Origin of the sequence: Acinetobacter gyllenbergii (assembly GCF_001682515.1) — a bacterium.
GTDB lineage: Bacteria > Pseudomonadota > Gammaproteobacteria > Pseudomonadales > Moraxellaceae > Acinetobacter > Acinetobacter gyllenbergii.
The window spans coordinates 1-24,474 of the sequence record NZ_KV575271.1 but is presented as its reverse complement, the minus strand read 5'-3'; the positions used below and the strand labels follow the sequence as shown (position 1 = coordinate 24,474).

General features: G+C 42.6%; 25 protein-coding genes. 21 read left to right on the top strand and 4 right to left on the bottom strand.

Annotated elements, in window-relative coordinates:
• Positions 1–55: 55 nt before the first annotated feature.
• From ubiG to NG55_RS18765, 16 genes are all read left to right on the top strand, one after another.
• Positions 56–772 carry a bifunctional 2-polyprenyl-6-hydroxyphenol methylase/3-demethylubiquinol 3-O-methyltransferase UbiG gene (gene ubiG / locus NG55_RS18840; RefSeq protein WP_016542486.1) on the top strand — a complete coding sequence of 239 codons (717 nt, stop codon included), beginning with the start codon at positions 56–58 and terminating at the stop codon, positions 770–772.
• Positions 769–1,467, top strand: a complete 699-nt coding sequence (locus NG55_RS18835; RefSeq protein WP_016542485.1) for an HAD family hydrolase — start codon at positions 769–771, stop codon at positions 1,465–1,467. Before ubiG ends, NG55_RS18835 begins: the two co-directional genes overlap by 4 nt.
• A gap of 37 nt (positions 1,468–1,504) precedes the next feature.
• Entirely contained in the window at positions 1,505–2,251 is a 747-nt protein-coding gene (locus tag NG55_RS18830) for a YciK family oxidoreductase (protein ID WP_016542484.1), read from the top strand.
• Positions 2,252–2,432: 181 nt separating this feature from the next.
• Positions 2,433–2,816 (top strand): RcnB family protein, encoded by a 384-nt coding sequence (locus NG55_RS18825; protein ID WP_016542483.1) that lies wholly within the window; start codon positions 2,433–2,435, stop codon positions 2,814–2,816.
• A gap of 111 nt (positions 2,817–2,927) precedes the next feature.
• A complete protein-coding gene (argA, locus tag NG55_RS18820) occupies positions 2,928–4,283 on the top strand; it encodes an amino-acid N-acetyltransferase (RefSeq protein WP_065344105.1) in 1,356 nt (451 codons plus the stop codon).
• A 313-nt stretch (positions 4,284–4,596) separates the two neighbouring features.
• A complete protein-coding gene (locus NG55_RS18815; protein ID WP_065344104.1) occupies positions 4,597–5,589 on the top strand; it encodes a sulfonate ABC transporter substrate-binding protein in 993 nt (330 codons plus the stop codon).
• A 13-nt stretch (positions 5,590–5,602) separates the two neighbouring features.
• Positions 5,603–6,592, top strand: a complete 990-nt coding sequence (locus tag NG55_RS18810; RefSeq protein ID WP_065344103.1) for an aliphatic sulfonate ABC transporter substrate-binding protein — start codon at positions 5,603–5,605, stop codon at positions 6,590–6,592.
• Between the two features lie 32 nt (positions 6,593–6,624).
• Positions 6,625–7,800, top strand: a complete 1,176-nt coding sequence (gene ssuD / locus NG55_RS18805; protein WP_065344102.1) for an FMNH2-dependent alkanesulfonate monooxygenase — start codon at positions 6,625–6,627, stop codon at positions 7,798–7,800.
• A complete protein-coding gene (gene ssuC, locus NG55_RS18800) occupies positions 7,797–8,600 on the top strand; it encodes an aliphatic sulfonate ABC transporter permease SsuC (RefSeq protein ID WP_065344101.1) in 804 nt (267 codons plus the stop codon). Before ssuD ends, ssuC begins: the two co-directional genes overlap by 4 nt.
• 13 nt (positions 8,601–8,613) lie before the next feature.
• Positions 8,614–9,414, top strand: a complete 801-nt coding sequence (locus NG55_RS18795) for an ABC transporter ATP-binding protein (RefSeq protein ID WP_016542477.1) — start codon at positions 8,614–8,616, stop codon at positions 9,412–9,414.
• Positions 9,415–9,646: 232 nt separating this feature from the next.
• On the top strand, positions 9,647–10,258 hold the full coding sequence (locus tag NG55_RS18790) for a TetR/AcrR family transcriptional regulator (protein ID WP_004907340.1): 612 nt from the start codon (positions 9,647–9,649) through the stop codon (positions 10,256–10,258).
• Positions 10,259–10,755: 497 nt separating this feature from the next.
• Positions 10,756–11,532 (top strand): SDR family NAD(P)-dependent oxidoreductase, encoded by a 777-nt coding sequence (locus NG55_RS18785; RefSeq protein ID WP_065344100.1) that lies wholly within the window; start codon positions 10,756–10,758, stop codon positions 11,530–11,532.
• A gap of 108 nt (positions 11,533–11,640) precedes the next feature.
• On the top strand, positions 11,641–13,041 hold the full coding sequence (locus tag NG55_RS18780) for a GntP family permease (protein ID WP_065344099.1): 1,401 nt from the start codon (positions 11,641–11,643) through the stop codon (positions 13,039–13,041).
• Between the two features lie 133 nt (positions 13,042–13,174).
• Positions 13,175–13,624 carry a cupin domain-containing protein gene (locus NG55_RS18775; RefSeq protein ID WP_081409018.1) on the top strand — a complete coding sequence of 150 codons (450 nt, stop codon included), beginning with the start codon at positions 13,175–13,177 and terminating at the stop codon, positions 13,622–13,624.
• 87 nt (positions 13,625–13,711) lie between these two features.
• The gene (locus NG55_RS18770; protein ID WP_065344098.1) at positions 13,712–14,008 is read left to right on the top strand and encodes a DUF1330 domain-containing protein; all 297 of its coding nucleotides are present in this window, start codon (positions 13,712–13,714) and stop codon (positions 14,006–14,008) included.
• 247 nt (positions 14,009–14,255) lie between these two features.
• Positions 14,256–14,849, top strand: a complete 594-nt coding sequence (locus tag NG55_RS18765; RefSeq protein ID WP_065344097.1) for a LuxR C-terminal-related transcriptional regulator — start codon at positions 14,256–14,258, stop codon at positions 14,847–14,849.
• 211 nt (positions 14,850–15,060) lie between these two features.
• Here NG55_RS18765 and NG55_RS18760 read toward each other — a convergent pair whose 3' ends face one another.
• Both NG55_RS18760 and NG55_RS18755 read right to left on the bottom strand, forming a co-directional pair.
• Positions 15,061–15,627 carry a phosphorylase family protein gene (locus tag NG55_RS18760; RefSeq protein WP_065344096.1) on the bottom strand — a complete coding sequence of 189 codons (567 nt, stop codon included), beginning with the start codon at positions 15,625–15,627 and terminating at the stop codon, positions 15,061–15,063.
• 63 nt (positions 15,628–15,690) lie between these two features.
• Entirely contained in the window at positions 15,691–16,824 is a 1,134-nt protein-coding gene (locus tag NG55_RS18755; protein WP_065344095.1) for a TDT family transporter, read from the bottom strand.
• A gap of 206 nt (positions 16,825–17,030) precedes the next feature.
• Here NG55_RS18755 and ribF point away from each other — a divergent pair, with 206 nt between their 5' ends.
• The 5 genes from ribF (at position 17,031) to NG55_RS18730 (ending at position 22,625) form a co-directional block, all read left to right on the top strand.
• Positions 17,031–18,032 carry a riboflavin biosynthesis protein RibF gene (ribF, locus tag NG55_RS18750; RefSeq protein ID WP_065344094.1) on the top strand — a complete coding sequence of 334 codons (1,002 nt, stop codon included), beginning with the start codon at positions 17,031–17,033 and terminating at the stop codon, positions 18,030–18,032.
• Positions 18,033–18,120: 88 nt separating this feature from the next.
• Positions 18,121–20,958 carry an isoleucine--tRNA ligase gene (ileS, locus tag NG55_RS18745; RefSeq protein ID WP_065344093.1) on the top strand — a complete coding sequence of 946 codons (2,838 nt, stop codon included), beginning with the start codon at positions 18,121–18,123 and terminating at the stop codon, positions 20,956–20,958.
• Between the two features lie 4 nt (positions 20,959–20,962).
• Complete coding sequence (gene lspA / locus NG55_RS18740) at positions 20,963–21,493, top strand: signal peptidase II (protein WP_101236801.1); 531 nt, start codon at positions 20,963–20,965, stop codon at positions 21,491–21,493.
• A gap of 1 nt (position 21,494) precedes the next feature.
• The gene (locus tag NG55_RS18735) at positions 21,495–21,977 is read left to right on the top strand and encodes an FKBP-type peptidyl-prolyl cis-trans isomerase (RefSeq protein ID WP_065344092.1); all 483 of its coding nucleotides are present in this window, start codon (positions 21,495–21,497) and stop codon (positions 21,975–21,977) included.
• A gap of 105 nt (positions 21,978–22,082) precedes the next feature.
• On the top strand, positions 22,083–22,625 hold the full coding sequence (locus NG55_RS18730; RefSeq protein WP_016542468.1) for an NADPH-dependent FMN reductase: 543 nt from the start codon (positions 22,083–22,085) through the stop codon (positions 22,623–22,625).
• Positions 22,626–22,823: 198 nt separating this feature from the next.
• Here the strand turns inward: NG55_RS18730 and NG55_RS18725 are convergent, their stop codons facing one another.
• Together NG55_RS18725 and NG55_RS18720 are read right to left on the bottom strand one after the other, a co-directional pair.
• The gene (locus NG55_RS18725; RefSeq protein ID WP_065344091.1) at positions 22,824–23,549 is read right to left on the bottom strand and encodes an AAA family ATPase; all 726 of its coding nucleotides are present in this window, start codon (positions 23,547–23,549) and stop codon (positions 22,824–22,826) included.
• 119 nt (positions 23,550–23,668) lie between these two features.
• Positions 23,669–24,352: a dihydrodipicolinate reductase C-terminal domain-containing protein gene (locus NG55_RS18720; protein ID WP_065344090.1), complete on the bottom strand. Its 684-nt coding sequence runs from the start codon at positions 24,350–24,352 to the stop codon at positions 23,669–23,671.
• Positions 24,353–24,474 lie beyond the last annotated feature (122 nt).

The following is a 24,474-nucleotide window of genomic DNA, read 5'->3' as shown; positions in this document are numbered from 1 at the left end:
GCTACACTACCAACAGATTAAACCGAAATAATCATCCTAAGATAGAGGTGACACCATGTCGCAATTGAATGTTGACCCGCAAGAAATCGCAAAATTTGAAGCATTGGCTGCCAAATGGTGGGATCAACATTCAGAATTCCGCCCACTTCATCAAATCAATCCCTTACGTTTAAACTGGGTAGATGAACGTGTCGGTGGCTTGGCGGGCAAAAAAGTACTTGATGTCGGCTGTGGTGGTGGCATCTTGGCTGAAAGCATGGCACGCCGTGGTGCCGATGTCCTCGGTATTGATATGGGCGAAGCACCCCTTGCTGTCGGTCGTTTGCATGCACAACAAGACAATGTGCAAAACATTGAATATCGTCAAATCCCCGTTGAACAATTGGCACAAGAGCAAGCAGGTCAATACGATGTGGTGACCTGTATGGAAATGATGGAGCATGTGCCAGATCCTGCTTCAATTGTGAAAGCATGCCAAACGCTGGTCAAGCCAGGCGGTCATGTGTTCTTCTCAACCATTAACCGTAACCCTAAATCATATTTATTTGCGATTATTGGCGCGGAATATGTACTGCGTTTATTGCCTAAAGGCACACATGACTATCATAAATTCATTCGCCCGTCAGAAATGGCGCATGATATTCGTAATGCAGGGCTTAGCCTCAAAGAAATGACTGGTTTGCACTACAACCCGATTACCAAACACTACTGGTTAGCGCCGAATGTGGATGTGAATTACATGGTGCATACCACCAATGCAGGTGCCGAATGAAAGCGGTTTTATTTGACCTAGATGGTACGCTGATCGATACCGCTGCGGACTTTATTCGTATCATCCAGCAAATGTGTCGTGATGAACAACGCCCTGTGGTGGATGCCGATACCATCCGCACTCAGGTGTCAGAAGGCGCACGTGCCATGGTGAAATTGGTCTATCCTGAATTAGAAGTCACAGACCCGGTATTTTTAGCGCATCGGCAACGCTTTTTAGATGTGTATGGTGACAATATTGTGGTCGATACCGACCTGTTTTCAGGGATGTATCCGTTGCTTGAAGAGCTTGAAGCACATCAAATTCCGTGGGGCATTGTCACCAACAAGCCGCGTGGTTTAAGTGAATCGTTATTGGCTAAACTGGATCTGACTGAGCGTTGTGCGGTCTTGGTCTGCCCAGAAGATGTCAGCAAGACCAAACCTGATCCTGAGCCAATGTATTTGGCTGCCAAACAGCTGGAGATCGATGCCCAAGACATTATCTATGTCGGTGATCATCCACGCGATATTGATGCCGGTCGTCATGCAGACATGTATACCATCTTGGCAGCCTACGGCTATTTACCAGTAGAATCCCGCGATGATCTTGATGCTTGGCAGGCTGATGCGATTATTCATACCGTTGCTGAACTGCACCAACTGCTTAAACAGAAAATCACGGTGTTGTCAGAAAATCAGGGTATGATGGGTTAAATTTAAATTTTTGCAGATAAGAACAGGAGGCATAACAATGAAATATTCAGAATATCAACCTCGTCCAGATTTACTGAAAGATCGTATTATCCTGATCACTGGTGCTGGTGATGGGATTGGTCGCGCTGCGGCGATGAGTTATGCCCTACACGGCGCAACGGTGGTCTTGCACGGTCGCACGTTAAATAAACTTGAAGTGATCTATGATGAAATTGAGGGCTTAGGTGCGCCACAGCCTGCGATTTTACCCTTACAGCTTTCAACCGCATCAACCCATGATTATGAGCTGTTGGTGAGCACGCTAGAGCAGCAATTCGGTCGTCTGGATGGTATCTTGCATAATGCAGGGATGCTTGGTGATCGGGTTGAACTGGCTGATTATCCTGTCGATGTTTGGGATGATGTACTGGCTGTGAATTTACGCGCCCCTTTTGCCCTGACTCAGGCTTTGTTGCCTTTGCTGGAAAAATCTGAACATGCTTCGGTGGTATTTACCAGTTCAAGTGTTGGTCGTGAAGCACGTGCCTTGTGGGGTGCTTATTCAGTCTCTAAAGTGGCCACCGAAGCCATGAGCAAAATCTTTGCCGCAGAAAACACCTATCCGAACATTCGTTTTAACTGCATCAATCCAGGTGGAACCCGTACAGCGATGCGTGCCAAAGCTTATCCAGAGGAAGATCCAAAAGTGCTCCCGACTCCAGATAGCATTATGCCCGCCTATCTGTACCTCATGGGCGATGACAGTTTAGATATGAATGGCCAAAGTATTGACGCTCAAGCTTAATTTCATCCTAACAATAATTCTAAATAGCATTGGACACTGACGTTAAAACTGCTTTTTTCAGAGAAATGGGTGAAAAATCTTCATTGTTTTAAAGCAATAATGAATCGATCTTCACAGTTTCTCTGCATTTTTAACGTACAGTAGTTCACATGAGAGACATCCGAAGTCCATAAGGTGCATCATGAAAAAATTTTTCATTATCTTGGTTTTAGGTTCGACAACCCTGTTCAGTAGTCTGGGGGCTTTTGCAGGTCCGCATGATCGTGATGATGATTCGCGTGGTGGCGGTTGGCAAAATGGTCGTGGCTTTGATCGTCCAGATGGTGAAAATCGTCAACGTGAACGTCGCATGCGTGAAGAACGCGGGGTCGAGCGTTTAAAACAACATCGTTGGCAGGAAGGCTATGTGATGCCTCAGCATTATCGTGGTAACGGTTATAAAGTCGACTACAAAGACAGTAATCTACCGCGCCCGGGTCGTAACGAACAATGGTACAAGATTAATAATGACTATATTTTAGTCAATTCCGATGATAATAGCATTATTCGAATCATGGGTTTCTAAGCCCCTTTGAGTCACTCGATTCAATAAAGTTGAATGCTCGCTTTAGGAATAGATTTATCTTTTGATTTTTTTCGTTAAAATCAGATCTAGTGCTGCATATCTGAGATCGACATGGCGAACCAAATGACTGAAAATTCACATAGTACCCCCCAAGATTATGTGCATTGGTTCCGCCATTCCGCCCCATATATCAACGCGCATCGCGATAAAACCTTTGTACTGATGTTTGCTGGCGAAGCGGTTCAGCACGAAAATTTCCAACATATTATCCATGATATTGCCCTGCTGCACTCTTTGGGCATTCGTCTTATCTTGGTCTATGGCGCGCGTCCACAGATCAATCAAAATCTTCTTGATCGTGATATTGAAACCCCTTTTCATCAAAATCGTCGTGTGACGACACGTGAATCCTTACGTGGGGTGATGAATGCAGTTGGCTCTATTCGCCTCGAAATTGAAGCCCTGCTTTCCATGGGATTGGCCAACTCGCCGATGTATGGCGCTCGGATTGATGTGGTCTCTGGCAATTTTGTCACGGCCAAACCCTATGGAATTCGCGATGGCATTGATTTCCAGCTCACTGGAGAAGTCCGTTCGGTTGATACCGATGCGATTCAGCGCCATTTAGACAATCATAATATTGTTCTGCTTGGTCCAACTGGCTATTCCAGCACGGGTGAAGTGTTTAATTTACTGGCAGAAGAAGTCGCCACTAAAACCGCGACGGCACTCAAAGCCGATAAATTGATTTTCTTGGGTGAAAAACAAGGACTGATGAATGAGCAACAACAGTTATTACGTGAATTGAGCCCGCGTCAGCTTGAACCCTATATTCAACAAAATCAGCAGCAATATCCAGAATTTGCATTACACCTAAAGCAAGCACAACAAGCGTCCTTATCTGGTGTACATCGTGTGCATTTGATTTCTTATGCCTATGATGGCGCGTTGATTGAAGAATTATTTACCCGAGACGGTGTCGGGACATTGATCACCGATGCGCACTATGAAGAAGTCCGGATTGCCAATATTCAGGATGTCGGTGGTTTAATCAATCTACTCCGCCCATTAGAGCAAGAAGGCATTCTGGTGTATCGCTCACGTGAACGTCTTGAAAGTGAGATTGAACAGTTTGCAGTGATTGAACGAGATGGCATGATCTTGGCCTGTGCTGCGCTGTACCCGATTCCGGCAGGATCAGATGAAATTCGTTCTGCGGAAATCGCCTGTGTTGCAGTCGATTCAAGCTACCGTAAATCTAATCGTGGTAGCCAGATTTTGCAATTTCTGGAAAGTAAAGCCAAACAACAAGGGATTCAGCAACTGTTTGTACTGACTACTCGAACCGCTCACTGGTTCCTTGAACAGGGCTTTGTCCCTGCCAGCGTGGATGATTTACCCAATGCACGTCAGGCCCTATATAACTATCAACGCAATTCTTTGGTGTTTAAAAAGAGACTGCGCTAAGCCCCTCACCTGATGAAGAGATATGTTTATTTTTGATAAAGATCTCTCTTCATCATCATTATCTTTGCTTAAGTCTGAATGAAGAATAAATTCACCACAGCGTAAAATAATAAAAATTATATTAAAAACAATAATTTAATAAAATTTATTTTTTAACACTTATTCCATTTAGCGATAAGATTATGCAATCTTCTATTTTGCACTTTTCATCATAAGCAAAGCCCGATTATTTATTTTTTATGCAATAAAAAAAGTTTTAGCTTAGTTGCTCATCTTATTTAAATCTTTTGATTTTTCGGGGAGCACAACCAACATGGCTATTTCACTCCATCGCTCATGGGCAACATCGACCCTCATTGCGGCAAGCCTTGCCAGTGTGATGGGTGTTGCAGGTTGTGCAAAAAAACCTGAGCAGCAAGAGACCACAAAACAACAAACCACAACATTAAATATCGGCTTTCAAAAGTATGGCATCTTGCCGATTCTCAAAGCAAAAGGTGAATTAGAAAAAAATCTTGCTGCTCAAGGTGTCACGGTGAAATGGGTGGAATTCCCAGCGGGGCCACAGCTGTTAGAAGGACTAAATGTCGGTAGTGTGGTCTTTGGTGAAGCAGGTGAAGCACCACCGATCTTTGCTCAAGCAGCCAATCCCAATCTGGTCTATGTGGCCAACCAACCGCCTGCACCTAAGGCCGAAGCCCTGATTGTACAAAAAGACTCGCCGATTCAATCGATCCAAGATCTGAAAGGTAAACGAGTTGCGCTGAATAAAGGCTCAAATGTTCATTACCTGTTACTCAAACTATTAGAAGCAAACAATCTCAGCTTAAAAGATATTCAACCTGTTTACCTGCCACCCTCCGATGCCCGTGCGGCATTTGAAAAAGGTGCAGTCGATGCTTGGGTGATCTGGGATCCATTCTTTGCCGCAGCAGAACATCAAATTCATGCGCGAGTGATCGCTACAGGCGAGCATTTGGTCAGCAATCACCAGTTTTATTTGGCAGACCGTCAATTTGCCGAAAGCCATCCTGAAGCACTTAAAACGCTGGTCAGTACACTGAACCAGACCACAGATTGGGTGCAAACCCATCCAGATGATGCAGCTAAATTACTAGAAAAACCAACAGGGCTCGAGTTTGATGTTTTAAAAAGCTCAATTTCGCGCATGGGCTTCGGAGTTCAACCGATCTCCGACAAAGTCGCCAAAGAACAACAATATGTGGCCGATGCCTTCTTTGCACAAAAACTGATTCCGAAGCAATTGCTGATTCAAGATGCCGTTTTAAAGAACGAGCTTAAATAATAAGGGGATAATGATGAGGTTATTATTGAAGGTTTCTGTTCTCGGCGTGCTGATTTCTACATTTTCACTCAGCGGTTGCCAAAAAAGCGCCCCCCAAAATACTGAAAAAACAGCTTCAAGCAATGAAAACACGGCGGTCAAAACCCTGTCGATTGGCTTCCAGAAATCATCGCTCAATTTATTGGTAGCCAGACAACAACAACTGTTTGAGCAAGCCTTCCCGAATGCAAAAATTGAATGGCGTGAGTTTCCCGCTGGCCCGCAAATGTTAGAAGCACTTGCTGTTGGTGCAGTCGACTTTGGTTATGTCGGCAATACGCCACCGATCTTTGCGCAAGCCGCAGCAAAGCCGCTAAGCTACGTGGCTTATGAGGTGGTTGCACCGACAGGCCAAGCTGTGCTGGTCCATGCCAACGATAAGATCAATACCCTGCAAGATTTAAAAGGTAAGCGTGTCGCCGTACAAAAAGGGTCAAGTGCACATGAACTACTCGCCAAAACTTTGCAAAAAGCAGGGTTATCTTGGCAAGACATTCAACCCATCTGGTTACCGCCTGCCGATGCACGTGCAGCCTTTGATAAACAGGCCGTAGATGCTTGGGCAATTTGGGAACCCTATCTTGGAACTGCGGAGTTACAAGGCCACACCAAAACCTTGGTCGATGGCTCAGCCTTTCCAACCACCTATTCCTTTTATATCGGCAATCCAGACTTCATTCAAAAGCATCCCGATTCAGCACAGAAATTCATTCATAGCGTGAACAGTGCCGATCAATGGATTGTGCAACATCAAGATCAAGCCTTACAGATTTATGCACAAAGTACTGGACTCAGTACGCCTGTCGCTCAACAAGTCCTTAACAAACGACCAAAACCTTCACCTGTCTATGCGCTCAATAGTGAAGTGATCAAGAGCCAGCAGCAAATCGCCGATTTATTTAAACAAGAGCAACTGATTCCTGTGCAGATCGATATTCAGCACAGTGTCTGGTCTGCCCAATAAACATACATTTCATTTTCATAAGGAACATCGACATGAATATTTTCTGGTTTATTCCCACTCATGGTGACAGTCGTTATTTAGGCACCAGCAAGGGTGCTCGTCAGGTCGATCATGCTTATATGAAACAGATTGCCGTTGCCGTAGATAATCTCGGTTATGCAGGGGTATTGATTCCGACTGGCCGTTCTTGTGAAGATCCATGGATCACCGCAGCCAGTTTAATTGATGCCACCAAGCAACTTAAATTTTTGGTGGCGCTGCGTCCAGGCATTACCACACCTGCGCTTGCGGCACGCATGGCAGCGACCTTTGACCGCCTCTCCAATGGCCGTATTTTATTGAATCTGGTCACAGGTGGCGACGAGCAAGAGTTGAAAGGTGATGGTCTATATGAAGATCACAGCACCCGTTATCAGACCGCATCCGAATATGTCAAAATCTGGCGTGAAATCTTGACCCGATCACATACAGGTGAATCTTTTACTTTTCATGGTGAGCGCCTGAGTGTGGATGATGCCAAATTACTCTACCCACCTGTCCAACAGCCTTATCCACCGCTTTGGTTTGGTGGTTCTTCAGAGGCGGCAACTGAGTTGGCAGCAGAGCAAGTTGACACCTATCTAACCTGGGGCGAACCCCCTGCGGCAGTGAAAGAAAAGATTGAGTATTTACGTACTAAAGCAGCAGCCAAAGGCCGTACACTCACTTATGGCATTCGCTTGCATGTGATTGTACGCGAGACCAATGAACAAGCATGGGCCGCTGCCGATGAACTGATCCAATATCTGGATGATGCGACCATTGCCGCAGCACAGAAAAAATTTGCACAAATGGACTCAGTCGGTCAGCAACGTATGGCTGCACTACACGGCGGACGTAAAGATCAATTGGAAGTGTCTCCAAATCTATGGGCGGGTATCGGCTTAGTCCGTGGTGGTGCAGGGACCGCTCTAGTGGGTGATCCTGAAACCGTTGCCGCACGTATTCAAGAATATGCCGACTTGGGGATTGATACCTTTATTTTTTCAGGTTACCCGCATTTAGAAGAATCGATCCGTTTTGCAGAATTGGTATTCCCATTACTACCACTCAAAACCCGTGAAAAACTGGCACAACCGCATTTAACTGGGCCTTTCGGAGAAATCATTGCCAATAACTATGTCCCTGAGACCAAGGAAGCAAAAACCTTGATCAAGGAGGACGCATGAGTGCGAAACCTTTTTTGAAGGATGTTTCACGTGGAACACAAAAAATAGGCAAAGGTTTACTGCCCTGGTTGTTTCCGATTTTACTGATCCTGATTTGGCAAGCAGCTTCTAGCTCTGGTGTGTTGCAAAGTCGAGTCTTACCTGCTCCAACTGCTGTCGTAAGTGCATTCTGGCACTTACTGCTCAGTGGTGAACTTTGGCAGCATGTTAAAGTCAGTGCGGGTCGTGCCTTACTCGGTTTATTGATTGGTGGTGGCTTAGGGTTAGTTTTGGGGCTATTGAATGGTTCGTCCCGTATCGCATCGACTTTACTAGATACCACCTTGCAAATGATCCGTAATATCCCTGCGCTAGCCCTGATTCCACTGGTGATTTTATGGTTTGGGATTGATGAAACTGCCAAGCTATTTTTAGTGGCTGTCGGCGTATTTTTTCCAATGTATATCAACACTTATCACGGTATTCGCTCGGTTGATCCACAACTGATCGAAATGGGAAAAAGTTACGGACTCAATCGTTGGCAACTTTATAAAGACATTATTTTACCTGGTGCGATGCCCTCGATTTTAGTTGGGCTACGTTTCTCTTTAGGTCTGGTTTGGGTCCTGCTCATCGTGGCTGAAACCATTTCTGCACAAGCAGGAATTGGCTATATGACCATGAATGCACGAGAGTTTTTACAAACAGATATCGTCTTGGTCGGGATTTTACTGTATGCCCTACTTGGAAAATTAGCTGATGTATTGGCTCAAGTCTTGGAGCGCTATTTATTGCGTTGGCATGCAGGCTATCAAAAATAAAAGGAATGAAAAGATGAGTAATCTTAATTTAAATTTTTACGATAACAATCTCATTCAGCCAATTGCCGAGCCAGAAACTACCACCGCACCTGCCAATGGTGCTGATATTCTGATTGAGCAACTGTATAAATTCTATGGTGAGGTTAAAGTCCTTGAGGATTTAGATCTCAAGATTGAAGCTGGTGAGTTCGTTGCCATCGTCGGACGCAGTGGTTGCGGTAAAAGTACCCTACTGCGTTTAATTGCCCAATTGGAAAAAGCCAGTTACGGTGAAATCAAATTCCAGTCCGCTCGCAATTTCCGCGAAGGCATTACCAGCGCTGATATTCGGGTCATGTTCCAAGACCCGCGATTATTGCCGTGGAAAAGCATTTTGCAAAATGCTCAGCTCGGCTTAGCGAAAGATCAACATCAACTTGCAGCCACATTATTGGAAAAAGTGGGTTTAAAAGATAAAGCCAGCCAATGGCCTGCCCAGCTTTCAGGTGGACAACGACAACGTGCTGCCCTTGCACGCGCATTATCACATTCGCCACGAATTTTACTGTTGGATGAACCACTCGGTGCACTCGATGCATTGACTCGTCTAGAAATGCAGAATCTGATTGAACGTCTCTGGAAAGAACAAGGTTTTACCGCGATTCTGGTCACCCATGATGTCAGTGAAGCAGTACAGTTAGCAGATCGAATTATTTTGCTGGATCAAGGGCATATCGCACAAAGTTTTGAGGTTAATTTACCTCGTCCACGGAAAAAAAGTATTGCTTTCGCACAACTTGAACAACAAGTCCTTGATGCGGTTTTAGCCACCTAAAACCGTGCTTTTTTGCACTTTTCTGGGGCGATATTTAGCATATGCCGCTTCAATCTCAAACGAATTTTTTACAAAATATGTATGCGCTTTTTTAGATTTCAATAATTATCAAATACATCGTTAGCATCGCGATAAAGTCGGCAATTTTTTCGATAAAAAATCTGGGTTATTGTGCACAAATCCGACAATTTATCTTACAATGTCAATGACATTTTTTGAATTAAGCTCGCAGATGGAACAGAAAAAAAGTACACAAAAGCGCAATCAACTGCTGAATGCTGCCCTAGATGTTTTTTCCGTCTATGGGTTTAGTGGTGCCAGTCTGGATGAGATTGCGCAACTGGCAAATATGCATAAATCGAATATTTTCTATTACTATGAAAATAAAGAGTCGCTATATGTCGAAGTGCTCACCACGGTATTACAAAAGTGGCTTGCACCCTTGCAAACTCTGGAGTCTGAGCTTGAGCCTACTGAAGCCCTCACTCACTATTTAATTCAAAAAATTGAAAGCTCACGTGATCAGCCTAAAGCCTCACGTTTATTTGCGCTTGAGATTATTCAAGGTGCCCCGCATATTTTACCGATCTTAAAAGGGCCGTTAAAAAAACTGTTTAAGCGTAAAACTAAAGTGATTCAAACTTGGCAAGAACAAGGTAAATTGTCTGCAGAGATTGATCCTGAATTGTTGATTCTCAATATCTGGGCAATCACCCAAAACTATGCTGATTTTTCGACACAAATGGAAATGGTCACGGGTAAAACTTTGCGTAACCGTAGCATGTTTCAACGCACGGTTGAGCATACCGTGCATATGATGTTATACGGCGTATTGCCACGTTAAATTTTCTTCAATGAAAAGGTTTAATTTTAGCGATTGACGTACACTAAAAAGCGACTGTGTAAGTCGCTTTTTTATTCAGTGCATGAGAATGTTATTAAGTTTGTCAAAACAAAATTATGGAACATGAAAAGTCACGGAAAAGCCTGTTCCAGTGTGCAGAACATAAAAGCGGCACCAACTAAAGCATTGATACTAAATACAAAATCTAAAGGATTTCGTATCAAGTCTATTATTTAAAAAAAATCGAATAACTATTAAAACTATCATCCATTTTTCTAAGACTATTAGTCGCAAAAGCCCTAAATTTGTGTACGCCTATACGTAGTTGCACTAATGGTCAATGCAATAATATTCGTGCAAAATTTTTAAACTCTAATCAAGTGGTATGAATATACACCTTAAAGCAAGCTTGTCTTTTAAAGAATATAGCCTCGATTTATCACAATCATCAACAATTCGCTTGATTAATTTTTGGAAATAAAAAGGATATATAGAACATGGATTTTAAAAACAAAACAGCCTTTATAACAGGTGGAGGTTCAGGAATTGGAGAGTCAGCAGCAATTGCATTGGCAGCAAGAGGAGCATACGTTGTCGTTGGAGACTTAAACTTCGAAAATGCATCTCAGGTTGCAAATGAGATTCTTTCTCAAGGTGGAAAGGCTATAGCCCTAGAAATTGATGTATCCGATGCAAACTCTGTCGATTCAGCTTTTAAAAAAGCCGAAGATTGGTATGGAGATACGACAAACTTATTACTTAATAGTGCAGGAATCTTAGGAATTCATGCATTCATTGACTATCCAGTAGACCTTTTTAATAAAGTGATGACAGTAAACGTGACAGGTACATTCCTCTGTTCACAGCGTGCAAGCCAGAGCATGGTGAAAGCAGAATTTGGTCGGATCGTTAATGTGGCCTCGGTGAGCGCGGAGCGAGCAGGGATAGGCCGTACAGCTTATGGAACTTCCAAAGCAGCGATGGTGGGGCTCACCAAACAACTGACAATGGAGCTTGGACCTTATGGCATTACTGCTAATGCAATTGCACCAGGTCCTGTACTGACGCCTCTAACTGAAGCTAGCTATACCCCCGAAACAATCGAAGCATACACTTCCATGATCCCTGCCCATCGCCTTGGTTTACTGGATGATATGACCTCAACAATCCTTTTTCTTTTATCAGACGGTGCCGCATACATTAACGGTGCATATTTACCCGTAGATGGTGGATACCTTGCCAGCGGTGTGAGCAAGACAGGAAAGCTAACTTAGTTGCTGATATATCCCTCCCTTAGCTATTTAAATGGCTTAAATGGGACGCTAAAGCGCTTTTCTATCTTGATTAAACAAGAGTAAATCTAACCGTATGTGAGATATACTATGTCTGTGTTCATTGCTTTGGCAGCATTAGCTTTTTTAATGATAATGGCTTATCGAGGCCACAGTGTAATACTCGTAGCACCAGTTGCAGCGCTCGGTGCTGTTTTCTTTATTGATCCCTCTTCTGTCGCTCCAATTTTCTCTGAGGTTTTTCTAGAGAAGATGGCGACATTTCTAAAACTTTACCTGCCTGTTTTTTTGTTAGGTGCAGTATTTGGTAAGGTTGTTGAGATATCTGGGTTCTCAGCAGCGATTGTCGCCGCCGCAATCCGTTATTTTGGACGTTCTCAAGCTAACTTAATTGTTATAGCGGCCTGCGCGCTGATGACATATGGTGGAGTATCTGTTTTTGTTGTTGTCTTTGCTGTTTATCCATTTGCAGCAGAGCTATATAGACAGAACAATATCCCAAAGCGATTAATGCCTGGAGCTCTTGCTCTCGGATCGTTCTCGTTCACGATGGATTCGCTTCCTGGCACGCCACAAATTCAAAATATAATTCCGACTACTTTCTTTAATACTACCTCTTGGGCATCTCCAATTCTCGGGATCTCAGGATCTATTTTTGTAGTGGTCATCGGTATCATGTACTTGGAACTACGTCGGAAATCAGCAATGGCGGCAGGTGAAGGCTACGGAGAGGGGCATACCAATGAACCTGAGCGTGTCCAATCAGCTAACCTCCCCAACCCTCTATTAGCTTTAGCTACATTATTTTTGGTGGGGATAGTCAACTACTTCCTCACTGCGAATATCCCTACTTGGTACAGCGCTCTCTACTCGATCAGTCCTGATTTATTCCCTGGTTTGACAGCAGAGATGACGGCCAAAACGTCCAGTACGGCAGCTATTTGGGCCGTACAAGGTGCACTGCTATGCGGGATACTGTTCGTAGTAGCGGTGTCTTTTAAGCAGATTCATAAACGCTTCATCGTGGGTGCTAAGCAGGCAGTATCTGGTGCATCTATGGCAGCACTAAACACGGCATCTGAGTATGGCTTTGGTAGCGTCATTGCCATTTTGCCTGGCTTCCTTGTAGTCAGCAGCGCTTTGCAATACCTCCCCGACCCATTGATTAAGGCTGCAGTCTCAGTAAGTACCCTCGCTGGAATAACTGGCTCTGCATCTGGCGGACTTAGCATTGCACTTGCAGCAATGAGTGAACAGCTTATTGTTGCAGCTAATGCCGCAGATATTCCATTAGAAGTAATGCATCGAGTCGTATCCATGGCAAGCGGTGGTATGGATACCCTCCCGCACAATGGTGCAGTAATTACATTGCTTGCAGTTACAGGACTGACACATAGGCAGTCATATAAAGAGATATTTGGAATAACAATTATCAAAACCTTAGCAGTCTTCTTTGTAATTGGACTGTTCTATACAACTGGCCTGATTTGATTGAGTACCGTAGCCTGAGTTTATGTATATAAACTTTTCGTAGAGCTAAAGCGGTACCTTCGTTTGCAATCAAAGGCGAACATACAACCAACTATTAAACGTTTAACGTCAAATAAATGAAGGATGATTTAAAATGCAAACTGAACTCAAAAATGCACTAGAGCTCCCAGAGTCTGTTGCAGAACTCGCTAAGAATTTAACCTATGCCACACTAGAAACAGCACCATACGTTTCAGGAAGGAGAGCTTTTTTCAAGTACCGTGACCTCGGCCTAACCACCGCAACTGAAGGTGTTGCAAGAGCACAAGTAACATGTGCTACAGATGTGATGGAACAGACAGGTTGGCACTATCATATCTGCGATGTGCACTTTGTCTATGCATTACGTGGCTGGATTGAGCTTCAATTTGAAGATGGGCGAACTATCCGTGTTGAAACAGGTGAATCACTTTTCATTCCACCAGGTCTTAAACATAATGAAACTGCTATATCCTCAGATTTGGAACTTTTCGAGATGTCTGTTCCAGCAAAAATGCAAACGGTAGCTTGCGAGCGTCCAAGCCACTTGCCTATTGACTTCTAACATCTTTAGGCCAATTAGACTAAAATGTGGAGTTGTTGCAGCTTCACTTTGAATTCGTACATAACTTAATCTAGTGAGACACATTCTTTGAGTAAAAAAGGTTATCTTTTCGCAGAACTTACTATTAACGACCCAAATATTTTCTTTAACGAATACATGACCAAGGTCAAGCCTATCCTTAAAGAATACGATGCTAAATTCTTAGTTGCGACTGAATCTCCGGAAGTAATCGAAGGAGAACGTGTAGTGCCGCGCATTATTTTTCTTGAATTTTCATCTGTCGAAAAGGCACAAGAGTTCTATTACTCTAAAGAGTATCAGGATATTATTGATTTTCGGTATAGGTCTTCTTCAGCACATTTGTACATTTTAGAAGGAACTTAGTCGTTCTTATCAAGTCAGCTTGATGTTATAAAGTGAGCTGACTTGTCAATTTTTACTCCCTATTTCTCTCTATAAATAAAATAAACTTGTCCTTAAAGTAGTAAATAAAATAAACTTCTTATCTATTATCTAAACAGTACTGAGTCATACCAAAAACTGGATATCTATCCGTAGTTATTGAAATGTATCACCAATTGTTTTGAATATATGAAACCACCTTCAAAGTCTGTGAGGAAAGTAGATCGTAATGACTGATTTTACATGCTCAAAACAGAAAGACCTTGAGTGTCTAGCCTTCCGTTTTTCTCCTGCAGCTCAGGTTATCACTAAAAATCGGCGAATTTTGGCTCTTAATGAAGCATTTAAAACCCTGTTTGGATTTAAAAGTGAAGATCTAGTTGGTGAACTTATTCTAAAACTTTATCCATCTAAAGCGGACTACCTTACTATTGGAGATCGTAGCTTAAACTGGCTAAGACATGCCAGTAATGGTGCATATTCAGATGAACGTTTCATGCAACACAAGGATGGTGAGGTTTTCTGGGCGAGGGCAAACGGTTATACATTGACTCCCCAAAAACCGTTTCAATTGATGATCTGGCATTTTGAGCGCATTGAACAAATTATTAGTCCCACTGTGAACCTAACGCCAAGGGAGCGAGAGATCGCCACTTACGTTGTCAATGGAATGACTTGTAAAGAAATCGGATATAAACTCGATATTTCTTATCGCACTGTCGAAGTACACCGAGGTAGACTTATGAAAAAATTGAAAGCAAAAAACAGTGCTGAGCTTGCTTCAAAAATTATTGTTTTGAAACAGGTACCCCAACACAATTAGGGACCTAGCTATACAAAACTTTGTTGTACAACCCCTATTTCTAAAAGATCATTCAACAATAAAATTAAGCTTTTATTCGACGAAATTTACAAAGTAAACATTTTCGCTAATTCCTAGTTCATTTAACGTAATAGGCCTTATGCAAATTCCAAAAACAATTATTTAATTTCAGTAGCTTATTAACTTTCACTACTGTATTAAACCTTTACATTTAAAAATGCGCCTGATACAGCGCCAATAATTTTTGTGCACCGAGCAACAGATTTTCTTCCCAATCTAAATGAGCCGTCTCATTGGCGCCATCAGTAATATATTTGACTGAAATCAAACGTACTCCGAGCTTTTGACAGACTTTGGCTAAAGCATAGGCTTCCATATCGACGAGGTTACAACTGACTTTAGGAATCCCTGTTTCAAAAGAATCACCCGTACCACAGATCCCTTTAGGCAAAAGCTCAAAATGGGCTTGGGTATGAATCTCCGCAGGAATTTCGTCATCCATCGGTGTCACGCCCACAGCAAAACCTAAGGGAGACACATCCATATCACGTTGTACGAAAGTGATGACTTCAACCAAACTGTGCGCGTCGAAATGTGAACTGCCTGCACTGCCTAGATTGATCAGCGTCTTACAGCCTGTCTTTTGAATCACCTCAAATGCCTTGAATGCTGCATTAATTTTGCCGATGCCACTGTAATGAACGTCAATGCCTGCTTGTTCAAACAAGCCTTTAGATTCATTCGGTAAGGCCATAATCAGAGCAATATCAGCATTCATAAAAAAGACTCGTTCAAATCAAAATAGAGACACAAAAAAGGTGTGCTAAAGCACACCTTGATATTATTGCATCTTCTGCTGTAAGGCGACCAAACAAGGAGAGAAAAATAATTGACCGCTATAGGCCCCTACCAACGTTTTCTTCATCACCAATACCCATAGGCCAACCAACAACAGACTTAAAACCACAGCCGTATACTGTAAGAAGTCGATATGTAACTGATGCGCCAAGTTAAAGATCGCCAAGATAAACACACCAAATGGGAAAGTCAGTCCCCACCAACCCAAGTTAAATGGAATGCCAGTACGCATATGACGCAGTGTGGTCAAAATCGCAATCCCAAACCACCATAAGCCAAAACCTAATAGTACCAAACTTGCCACAATACCCAAGGCTGGCAGTAATGTCGCTAAGCCTTCAAAGCCCATTGCCTGCATGATACGTGGCGCTTGTTCACCCAATAATAATAACGCTAATGCCCCTGTTCCTATCGGCCCTAAACATAACCAGCTAGAAATCGCGACCTCTTTTTCAGGTAACTGGTGCAAAGCCAAACGTAACATCAAAATGGTTAAGATCGCAAAAGCAGGTAAGACAGAAATGCCCCACAACACATAGCCTGTGATCAAGATGGTTAACGCATGTTGATCGGCAGCTAAATGCTGTAGCAACAAGCCTGCTGAGCTGGCAGCGACTTCACAGGCCACGATCGGGAGTAACCATACCGCAGTCATCCGTTGTAATTGATGATCTTGGCAGCTAAACATACAAAATGGCACCACCCACGCAATCACTACTGCAAGAACAACATCGATATACCAAAGGTAAGTCGCAATTTGAATGGCGATATCGCCATATAGATGGATACCAAAGCTCAGAAAACCATTGGCAATCGTCGCTAAGCCCATCGGAATCGCACCGAGGAATAAGCTCATATTGGGGTGAGTAAAAATCTGCTTGGCTTCAGCCGGAAATAAAATCCAGCGTAAAATATAAAGCACACTAAAAGTGCTAAATAACAGAATATTAAACTGCCATAATTTGGTCGCAAGCATAAATAAGACAGATGAAGCGAAAGGCAGCTGTGCTAAAATCATCGCCACCACACCTGTTCCCATGGTTGCAGTAAACCAGTTCGGGGTAAAATGGCGAATTACATCGGTACTCTGCTCTAGCTGATAAAACGGCTTTTTCATCTCTTTCTCAATATCAAGCGACTATGCAGTTATTTTAGGTCAATCCATAAATAAGAAAAATTGATTTATTTTTATTTAATGAATAAATTTAACTGATAACAAAACTTTAAATATTGAAATTTTTCTGTGTAAAAACACAACAACAAGACGAAACGCTGAGAATATGGCAATATATAGCCTTTGCAAAATCACTGTATTTAACGCCCATGAAGTTGCTTCGTCTCAACGCTTTATCGCCAGATTTTCAGTTACCTCCGACTGCGGTAACGATTGGCAATTTTGATGGTGTCCATCTCGGCCATCAAGCGATGATTGCTCAACTCAAAAGCTTGGCTGAAGCCCAAGGCTTAAAAACATTAGTGATGATTTTTGAGCCGCAACCGCTTGAATTTTTTAAAGGTTATGAAGCACCTCCTCGCATCAGCTCGCTCAGAGAAAAAGTAGAATATTTAACTGAGCTCGGTGTGGACTACATTGCTGTTGCGAAATTTGACCAATATTTTAGAAGTCTAAATGCCACAGAATTTGCTGAACTACTTAAATTAAAACTCAATGCACAAAGCCTAGTCCTCGGTGATGACTTCCATTTTGGTAAAGACCGTCAAGGTAACAGTGAATTCTTGCGTGACTACGGCTTTGACGTGACCAATTTAAATACCGTGGCTTTAAATGGTGAACGTGTCAGTTCAACCCGTATTCGTCAGGTCCTTCAAGAGGGTGATTTGGCATTAGCAGCAAAATTATTGGGTCGTCCGTATAGCATTACAGGCCGAGTGCAATATGGTGACCAGATTGGTCGCACCCTTGATTTTCCAACCATTAATGTACGTTTAAACCGCCATAAACCCTGTTTAAACGGCATTTATGCAGTGGATGTGGTGTGTGAAAATGCATCATTGAACGCAAAAGTAAAACATCCAGATCCTGCCCTGAACGGGATTGCAGGCTATCAAGCCGACAGTCTGTTTGGTGCAGGTCATGTGGGGACACGCCCAGCCATCAAACAAGACCAGCCAGAATGGCGATTAGAGGTACATTTCCCTGATGTTTCTGCTAATCTGTATGGCTTATTGATGCGGGTCACTTTCCTTCACTATTTACATGGTGAGCTGAATTACCCTTCGCTTGAAGCCCTCAAAGCCGGAATTGATGATGATGTGCAAAAGTTACGAGACTATCGTAACCACACACCAGAATTTCCTTTTTAAATTTAATTAGTAGGGTTTGTTAATACTTCACAAATCCTAAAGTAATACATGTCAGTTTACAAACTGATCAAACTGGAAGAAAACTTGCATGAGCGATAAGCAAACTCCTGAAAATGCAGTGGATTATAAAGCCACACTCAATTTGCCAGCGACTGAATTTGCCATGAAGGCAAACTTGGCTGTGCGTGAAGCCAAATGGTTAGAAGAGTGGTATGCCGACAACATTTATCAGCAGATTCGTGAAGCGCGTATTGGCAAGAAAAAATATGTACTGCATGACGGCCCTCCATATGCCAATGGTCAAATCCATTTAGGTCATGCCGTCAATAAAGTCTTAAAAGATATCATTATTAAAAGCCGCGTTTTAGATGGCTTCGATGCACCGTATGTACCAGGTTGGGACTGTCACGGCCTACCAATCGAACTAAAAGTCGAAGAAAAAGTCGGTAAAGTAGGCGTTAAAGTTGATGCCTCAACTTTCCGTAAAGCTTGCCGTGAATATGCCTACACCCAAGTCGAATTACAGAAGAAAGACTTTGTGCGTATGGGCGTGTTTGGTGATTGGGACAATCCATACCTGACCATGAACTTCAAGCAAGAAGCGGATATCGTGCGTGCATTGGGCGCCATTGCCAAAGCAGGCCATATCGAACCAGGTCTAAAACCAGTGAACTGGTGTATGGACTGTGGTTCATCACTGGCTGAAGCCGAAGTTGAATACGAAGATAAAAAATCAGATGCGATTGATGTTGGCTTTACCGTTGTTGATCTTAAAGAGCTCAGCACACGTTTGAATGTCGAGGTTCAAGATGCCACGGATATCGTGATCTGGACCACTACCCCATGGACTTTGCCTGCCAACCAAGCGGTCGCGCTACACGCTGAAATCGACTATCAATTGGTTCAAGTGACCACTGACCGTGGTACGCAAAACTTTATTCTTGCCAAAGACTTGGTTGAATCAGCAATCGAACGTTACAAACTGGAAAATCCAGTGGTACTCGCTGATTTCAAAGGTGCTGCAATTGAGAACCTTCTTTTACAACATCCATTACTGGCAGATCGTCAAGTCCCTGTGATTTTAGGCGAGCACGTGATTGCGACCAGCGGTACAGGTGCAGTGCATACTGCACCTGGCCATGGTGTGGACGATTATAAAGTCGGTTTGCTATATCAATTAAAAGTTGAAAACCCTGTCGGTGGTAATGGTGTTTATTTACCAACATCGCCAATCTTTGCAGGGGAACACATCTATAAAGCCAATCCTCAAATCATTGAGGCATTGGGTGCAGTTGGTCGTCTGTGGGCACATCAGCCAATCAAACACAGCTACCCACACTGCTGGCGTCATAAAACCCCGATTATCTTCCGTGCGACCCCACAATGGTTTATCAGCATGGATGCCAATGGTCTGCGTCAAAATGCCTTGAATGCGATTGAAAATGATATCGAATTTGTACCTGATTGGGGCCAAAGCCGTATTCAGTCGATGATTGAAGGCCGTCCAGACTGGTGTATCTCACGTCAACGGACTTGGGGTGTACCAATCCCATTCTTCGTGCACAAAGATACCAATGCCCTGCACCCGCGTACACCTGAATTGATCGAAGAAGTGGCAAAACTGATCGAGCAAGAAGGCATTGATGGCTGGTATAACCGTGAAGCAAGTGAGTTCATTGGTGCCGATGCAGAACAATATAATGCGGTACGCGATACTCTGGACGTTTGGTTTGACTCTGGAACTACACACTACGCTGTGCTGCGTGAACGTGATGATTTACAAGATCCAGCAGACCTCTATCTTGAAGGTTCAGATCAACACCGTGGCTGGTTCCAATCGTCATTGTTAACCTCAATCGCGATCAATGAACGTGCCCCATATAAAGGCTTACTCACCCACGGTTTTGTGGTCGATGAGAAAGGCCGTAAGATGTCTAAATCATTAGGCAACATCATTACCCCACAAGACATTATCAAAGATATGGGTGCTGATGGCTTACGTTTCTGGATCGCATCTGCTGACTATCGTTACGAAATGACAGCTGGTAAAGAAATCTTTAGCCGCGCATCAGATGGTTATCGTCGTATTCGTAATACCTTACGTTTCTTGTTGGCCAACTTGAATGGTTTCAAACCATCAACAGATGCGCTACCAGTTGACCAGTTGATTGCATTGGATCAATACATCTTGCAACGCGCTGCTGAAGTTCAAAAAACCATTCAGCAAGCCTATGAAGAGATGAACTTCCATATCGTCACTAATGCGCTAACAAGCTTCTGTATTAATGACTTGGGTGGTTTCTACCTCGATATCATCAAAGATCGTCAGTACACCACCAAAGCAGATTCACAGGCACGTCATTCTGCGCAAACTGCGCTATATCATATCGTGCAAGCTTTTGTTCGTTGGATGTCACCGATCCTCAGCTTTACCGCACAAGAAGCGTGGCCATTGATTCCTGAACAAACTGGTAAATATGTATTCACGGCTGAATGGTATGACATTCCAACCGCATCAACAGCTAACTTACTGTCTGAAGCAGATTGGCAAACATTGATTAGCGTAAAATCAGCAGTAAATAAACAGATTGAAGCAGCACGTAACGCTAAACTCATCGGCAGTAACTTATCTGCAAAAGTTGAACTTTGGGCAGATGAAGCATTACAGACATTGTTAAACCAATTGGCTGATGAATTACGTTTTGTCTTGATCACCTCTCAAGTCATCGTTCACCCTTATGCTGAACAAGGTGAAAGCACGGATCTTGCAGGATTACGTGTCCAAGTCTCCGCAGCAGATGGTGAAAAATGTGTACGTTGCTGGCATGTACTGCCAGATGTAAATACACATGTTGGCCATTCTGGTTTATGCGCTCGTTGTATTATCAACGTCACTGGCAGTGGCGAAGTGAGAAAATATGCATAATTCTGTGCAAACTAGCCCAGCAAAAAAAGGCTTATTCCAATTTTATCCGCATAACCTGCTTTGGCTTGGACTTTCTGTCCTTGCCATTGTGCTGGACCAATGGACCAAATGGATTGCCAGTTCACATTTAAATTATGCAGATCCTGTTCCTGTACTGCCCTTTTTAAATTGGACGCTGTTGCATAACTATGGTGCAGCATTCAGCTTTTTGTCTGACGCAGGTGGCTGGCAACGCTACTTCTTCACCTCTTTAGCAGGTGTGGTATCGCTTATTTTCATTTTCTGGCTGATGCGTATGCCAAAGAAAATGATTGTATTACCGATGGCGATTGCGTTGATTCTCGGTGGTGCAATTGGCAATTTGATTGATCGTGTTAGCTTGGGCTATGTGGTCGATTTTATTCATGTTTATTATCAAAACAGCCATTTCCCAGCCTTCAACCTTGCGGATAGCTCAATTACCCTAGGCACGATTTTACTGCTGATTGATACCTTCTTCCTTGAGAAGAAACGCAACCAAAATGCGGATGCATAAGATGAACGAAATTATTCAACCAAACGAAGAAATTCGTATTCAAGACGGCTCAAAAGTTGAATTACACTTTTCAGTTTCAATTGAAAATGGTGTTGAAATCGATAGTACTCGCGGTCGTGAAGAGCCTGTCAGCCTCGTGATTGGCGATGGTAATCTACTGCCAGGATTTGAAAAGGCACTCTTTGGTTTACGTGCAGGCGACCGTCGTACCGTACATTTACCACCAGAAGATTCTTTTGGTCCTTGGAATCCTGAAAATATTCAGACCTTCGATACAGTTAAATTTGAGCAACGCCCAATTGTGGGTCATATGATTGAATTTGAAGATAAGGCCAAAGCAACCTTGTTTGGCATCGTAAAATCAGTCAATGATGACATCACAGAGATTGATTTTAATCATCCACTGGCAGGCAAAAATATTACTTTTGAAGTGGAAATCTTCAAAGTTACCCCAGCAGGCCAGCAAGGCATCAAATTGATGTAACAAAAAAGCTCTCAAATGAGAGCTTTTTTTTACGCTGAAGAAAAGTATAAGATCATTTAAAGGCATTCATTTTTAAAATCAAAGCAATAACACAGGAATTTAAATATGCTGATTTATATTATTGTTGGTAGTGTTCGTGAAGGCCGTACCGCGATTAAAGTCGCCAATTGGGTAGAGCAAGCAACAGCAGAACTCGCATTAAAAGATATTCAAACAGAAATCGTCGATCTTAAGGAATGGGACTTACCGCTCTTTGCTGGTTCTCACCCACCTGCGACAGGCATCTATGATCAGCCGAAACAACAACAATGGGCAGATAAAATTGCACAGGCACAGGCCTTTATCTTCATTAGCCCTGAATATAACCATGGCTATAGTCCAGCACTGAAGAATGCCTTGGATTATGTAGGTAAAGAATGGCAAGGCAAACCTGCAGCCTTTATCGGCTATGGTTCAACCAATGGCTCACGCTCAATTAGCCAAATTCGCCAAGTGACCTCAAGCTTAGGTCTAGTTGATCCCAATGCCGTAATTGAAATTCGAGATATCTTTAAACGCAATAAAGACGAGAACTTTGAAGCCAACGAGTTTGAAGTGAAAGGCTTAGCAGCACTGATTGCCAAACTACAGAAGTATAATATCGCTTAGTTGTAAGCCTAAGCGTACGTTGATTAGGTTGATTGACGTCTGTTCCACTGCCAACTTGATCGCTAATATATAAAGCATAGAGAGACAGGAAGTCTCATTGAGAATAAGAACAGACACAGGACGTGGTCGTTAATAGGATATCAACGACATAAACTGAATATGAAGAAGCCCCGTCAGGATGATGGGGCTTCTTTTTGTCTATTCTTTCTCTAGCAACTGCTGAATTCTCTTTTGATAATTATTTAAAAAATCCTTTGTTACCCGAAAATGCTCTGTTTCTTCATAAGATATCTCTCTAATCCCAGTGTCGGAAAACTGATAAATTTTGGCATTTGGATAAGCCAATAAAATAGGAGAATGGGTGGCAATAATAAATTGAGATTGCTGCTGACATAAACGATCTAAAACCGATAAGGTTGTCATCAACATCGTTGGAGACAACGCTGCTTCAGGTTCATCTAAAAGGTATAAACCTTTCCCTTTTAATTTCATTGTTAATAATTTTAAGAAAGCCTCCCCATGTGAGCGTAAATGTATATCTCCCCCATACTCCACCAAATAGTTCACTTGCTTCATATAGGTTGCAACGTTATAGAAGCTCTCAGCACGCAAAAAGTAATAATCCTGAGGCTTCTTATAGCTTTTGATCGTTCGAATTGCCTGATGCAAATCAGAAGCCGTTGTCGCAGTATTCAATTGTACATTACGCGTTCCACCTTCTTCTGAAAAACCCAAAGCAAGCGCCAAGGCTTCAAGAATGGTCGACTTTCCTGAACCATTCTCCCCGACAAAGAAAGTGACTTCTGGATGGAACTCAATGCTTTCTAAATCATTAACAGCAGGAACGACATAAGGATAACTGGCCCAATCCAAGGACTCAGGTGATTTAAACTTCACAGCTCTGATATAAGGTCTTTCTTGCATAAAATATTGGCAAAACGATTTGTTATAGCATGCTAGATTTTATCTTTGAAAAACAGCGCCATTTATTTCTAAACGTCTTGAGCTGTCGCCTTTCTCAAATGATCCCTTTCGTCTTTAAATTAAATCCACTGATTATCAATAAACTCCATGACATCATATAAGCGATTTTCTAAGTGATTTTTTGCTACAGCACAAATAATTTCTTTAACCCCATCAACATACGGGGAATCACCGAAAACCTTTGTCTCTAAAACAATTGAACAAGACTTATCATCTGATATTTGAATACGATGATAGGCATGCCGAGTTAGATTTTGTTCAGGAATCGCAAGTTCAACTTGTTGTCTTTTAACATCACGCACTGATTCGATTGCATTATTCTGTAGATTAAGTGACTTGGCCATCGCTACAGCTGTTCCTGGTACAGAAGTCTTATTTGCTTGATGAGATTCGATGATACTGATTTGATATTGGCTGAAAGTGTGCCCACTTTTTTCAATCATATTCATAAATTTAAGCATTAATATATTGGTATTTGGGCATAAAACAACAGGAATATCCCAATTTTCTTGCTTGTAATCCCTATCGGTTGATAACTCAATAAGACGAGAACCTGTCTTTTTACAATACAAAATCGCTTCATTGAGTTCTCTGCCAGAACCAGCATGTACAACAATAGCGCCTTCAGCTTCATGATTATTTCGGTCTGTCCAAGCAAGGACTTTATACACTTGATTCAGATCTAATCCGTTGAGTAATTCAGTTGCTAATTTACCAGAGCCAATAATATATACGTTTGTCATAAATTAATATTTTTAGAAAGTTCATTTATTTTAATCTATTCTTTTCCTATTTTCTTTTCTGCCCGCCATAAAAAACACCCCCTCAGCGTAAGCGGAGGGGGTGTTTAGTATTTAAAAGCTGG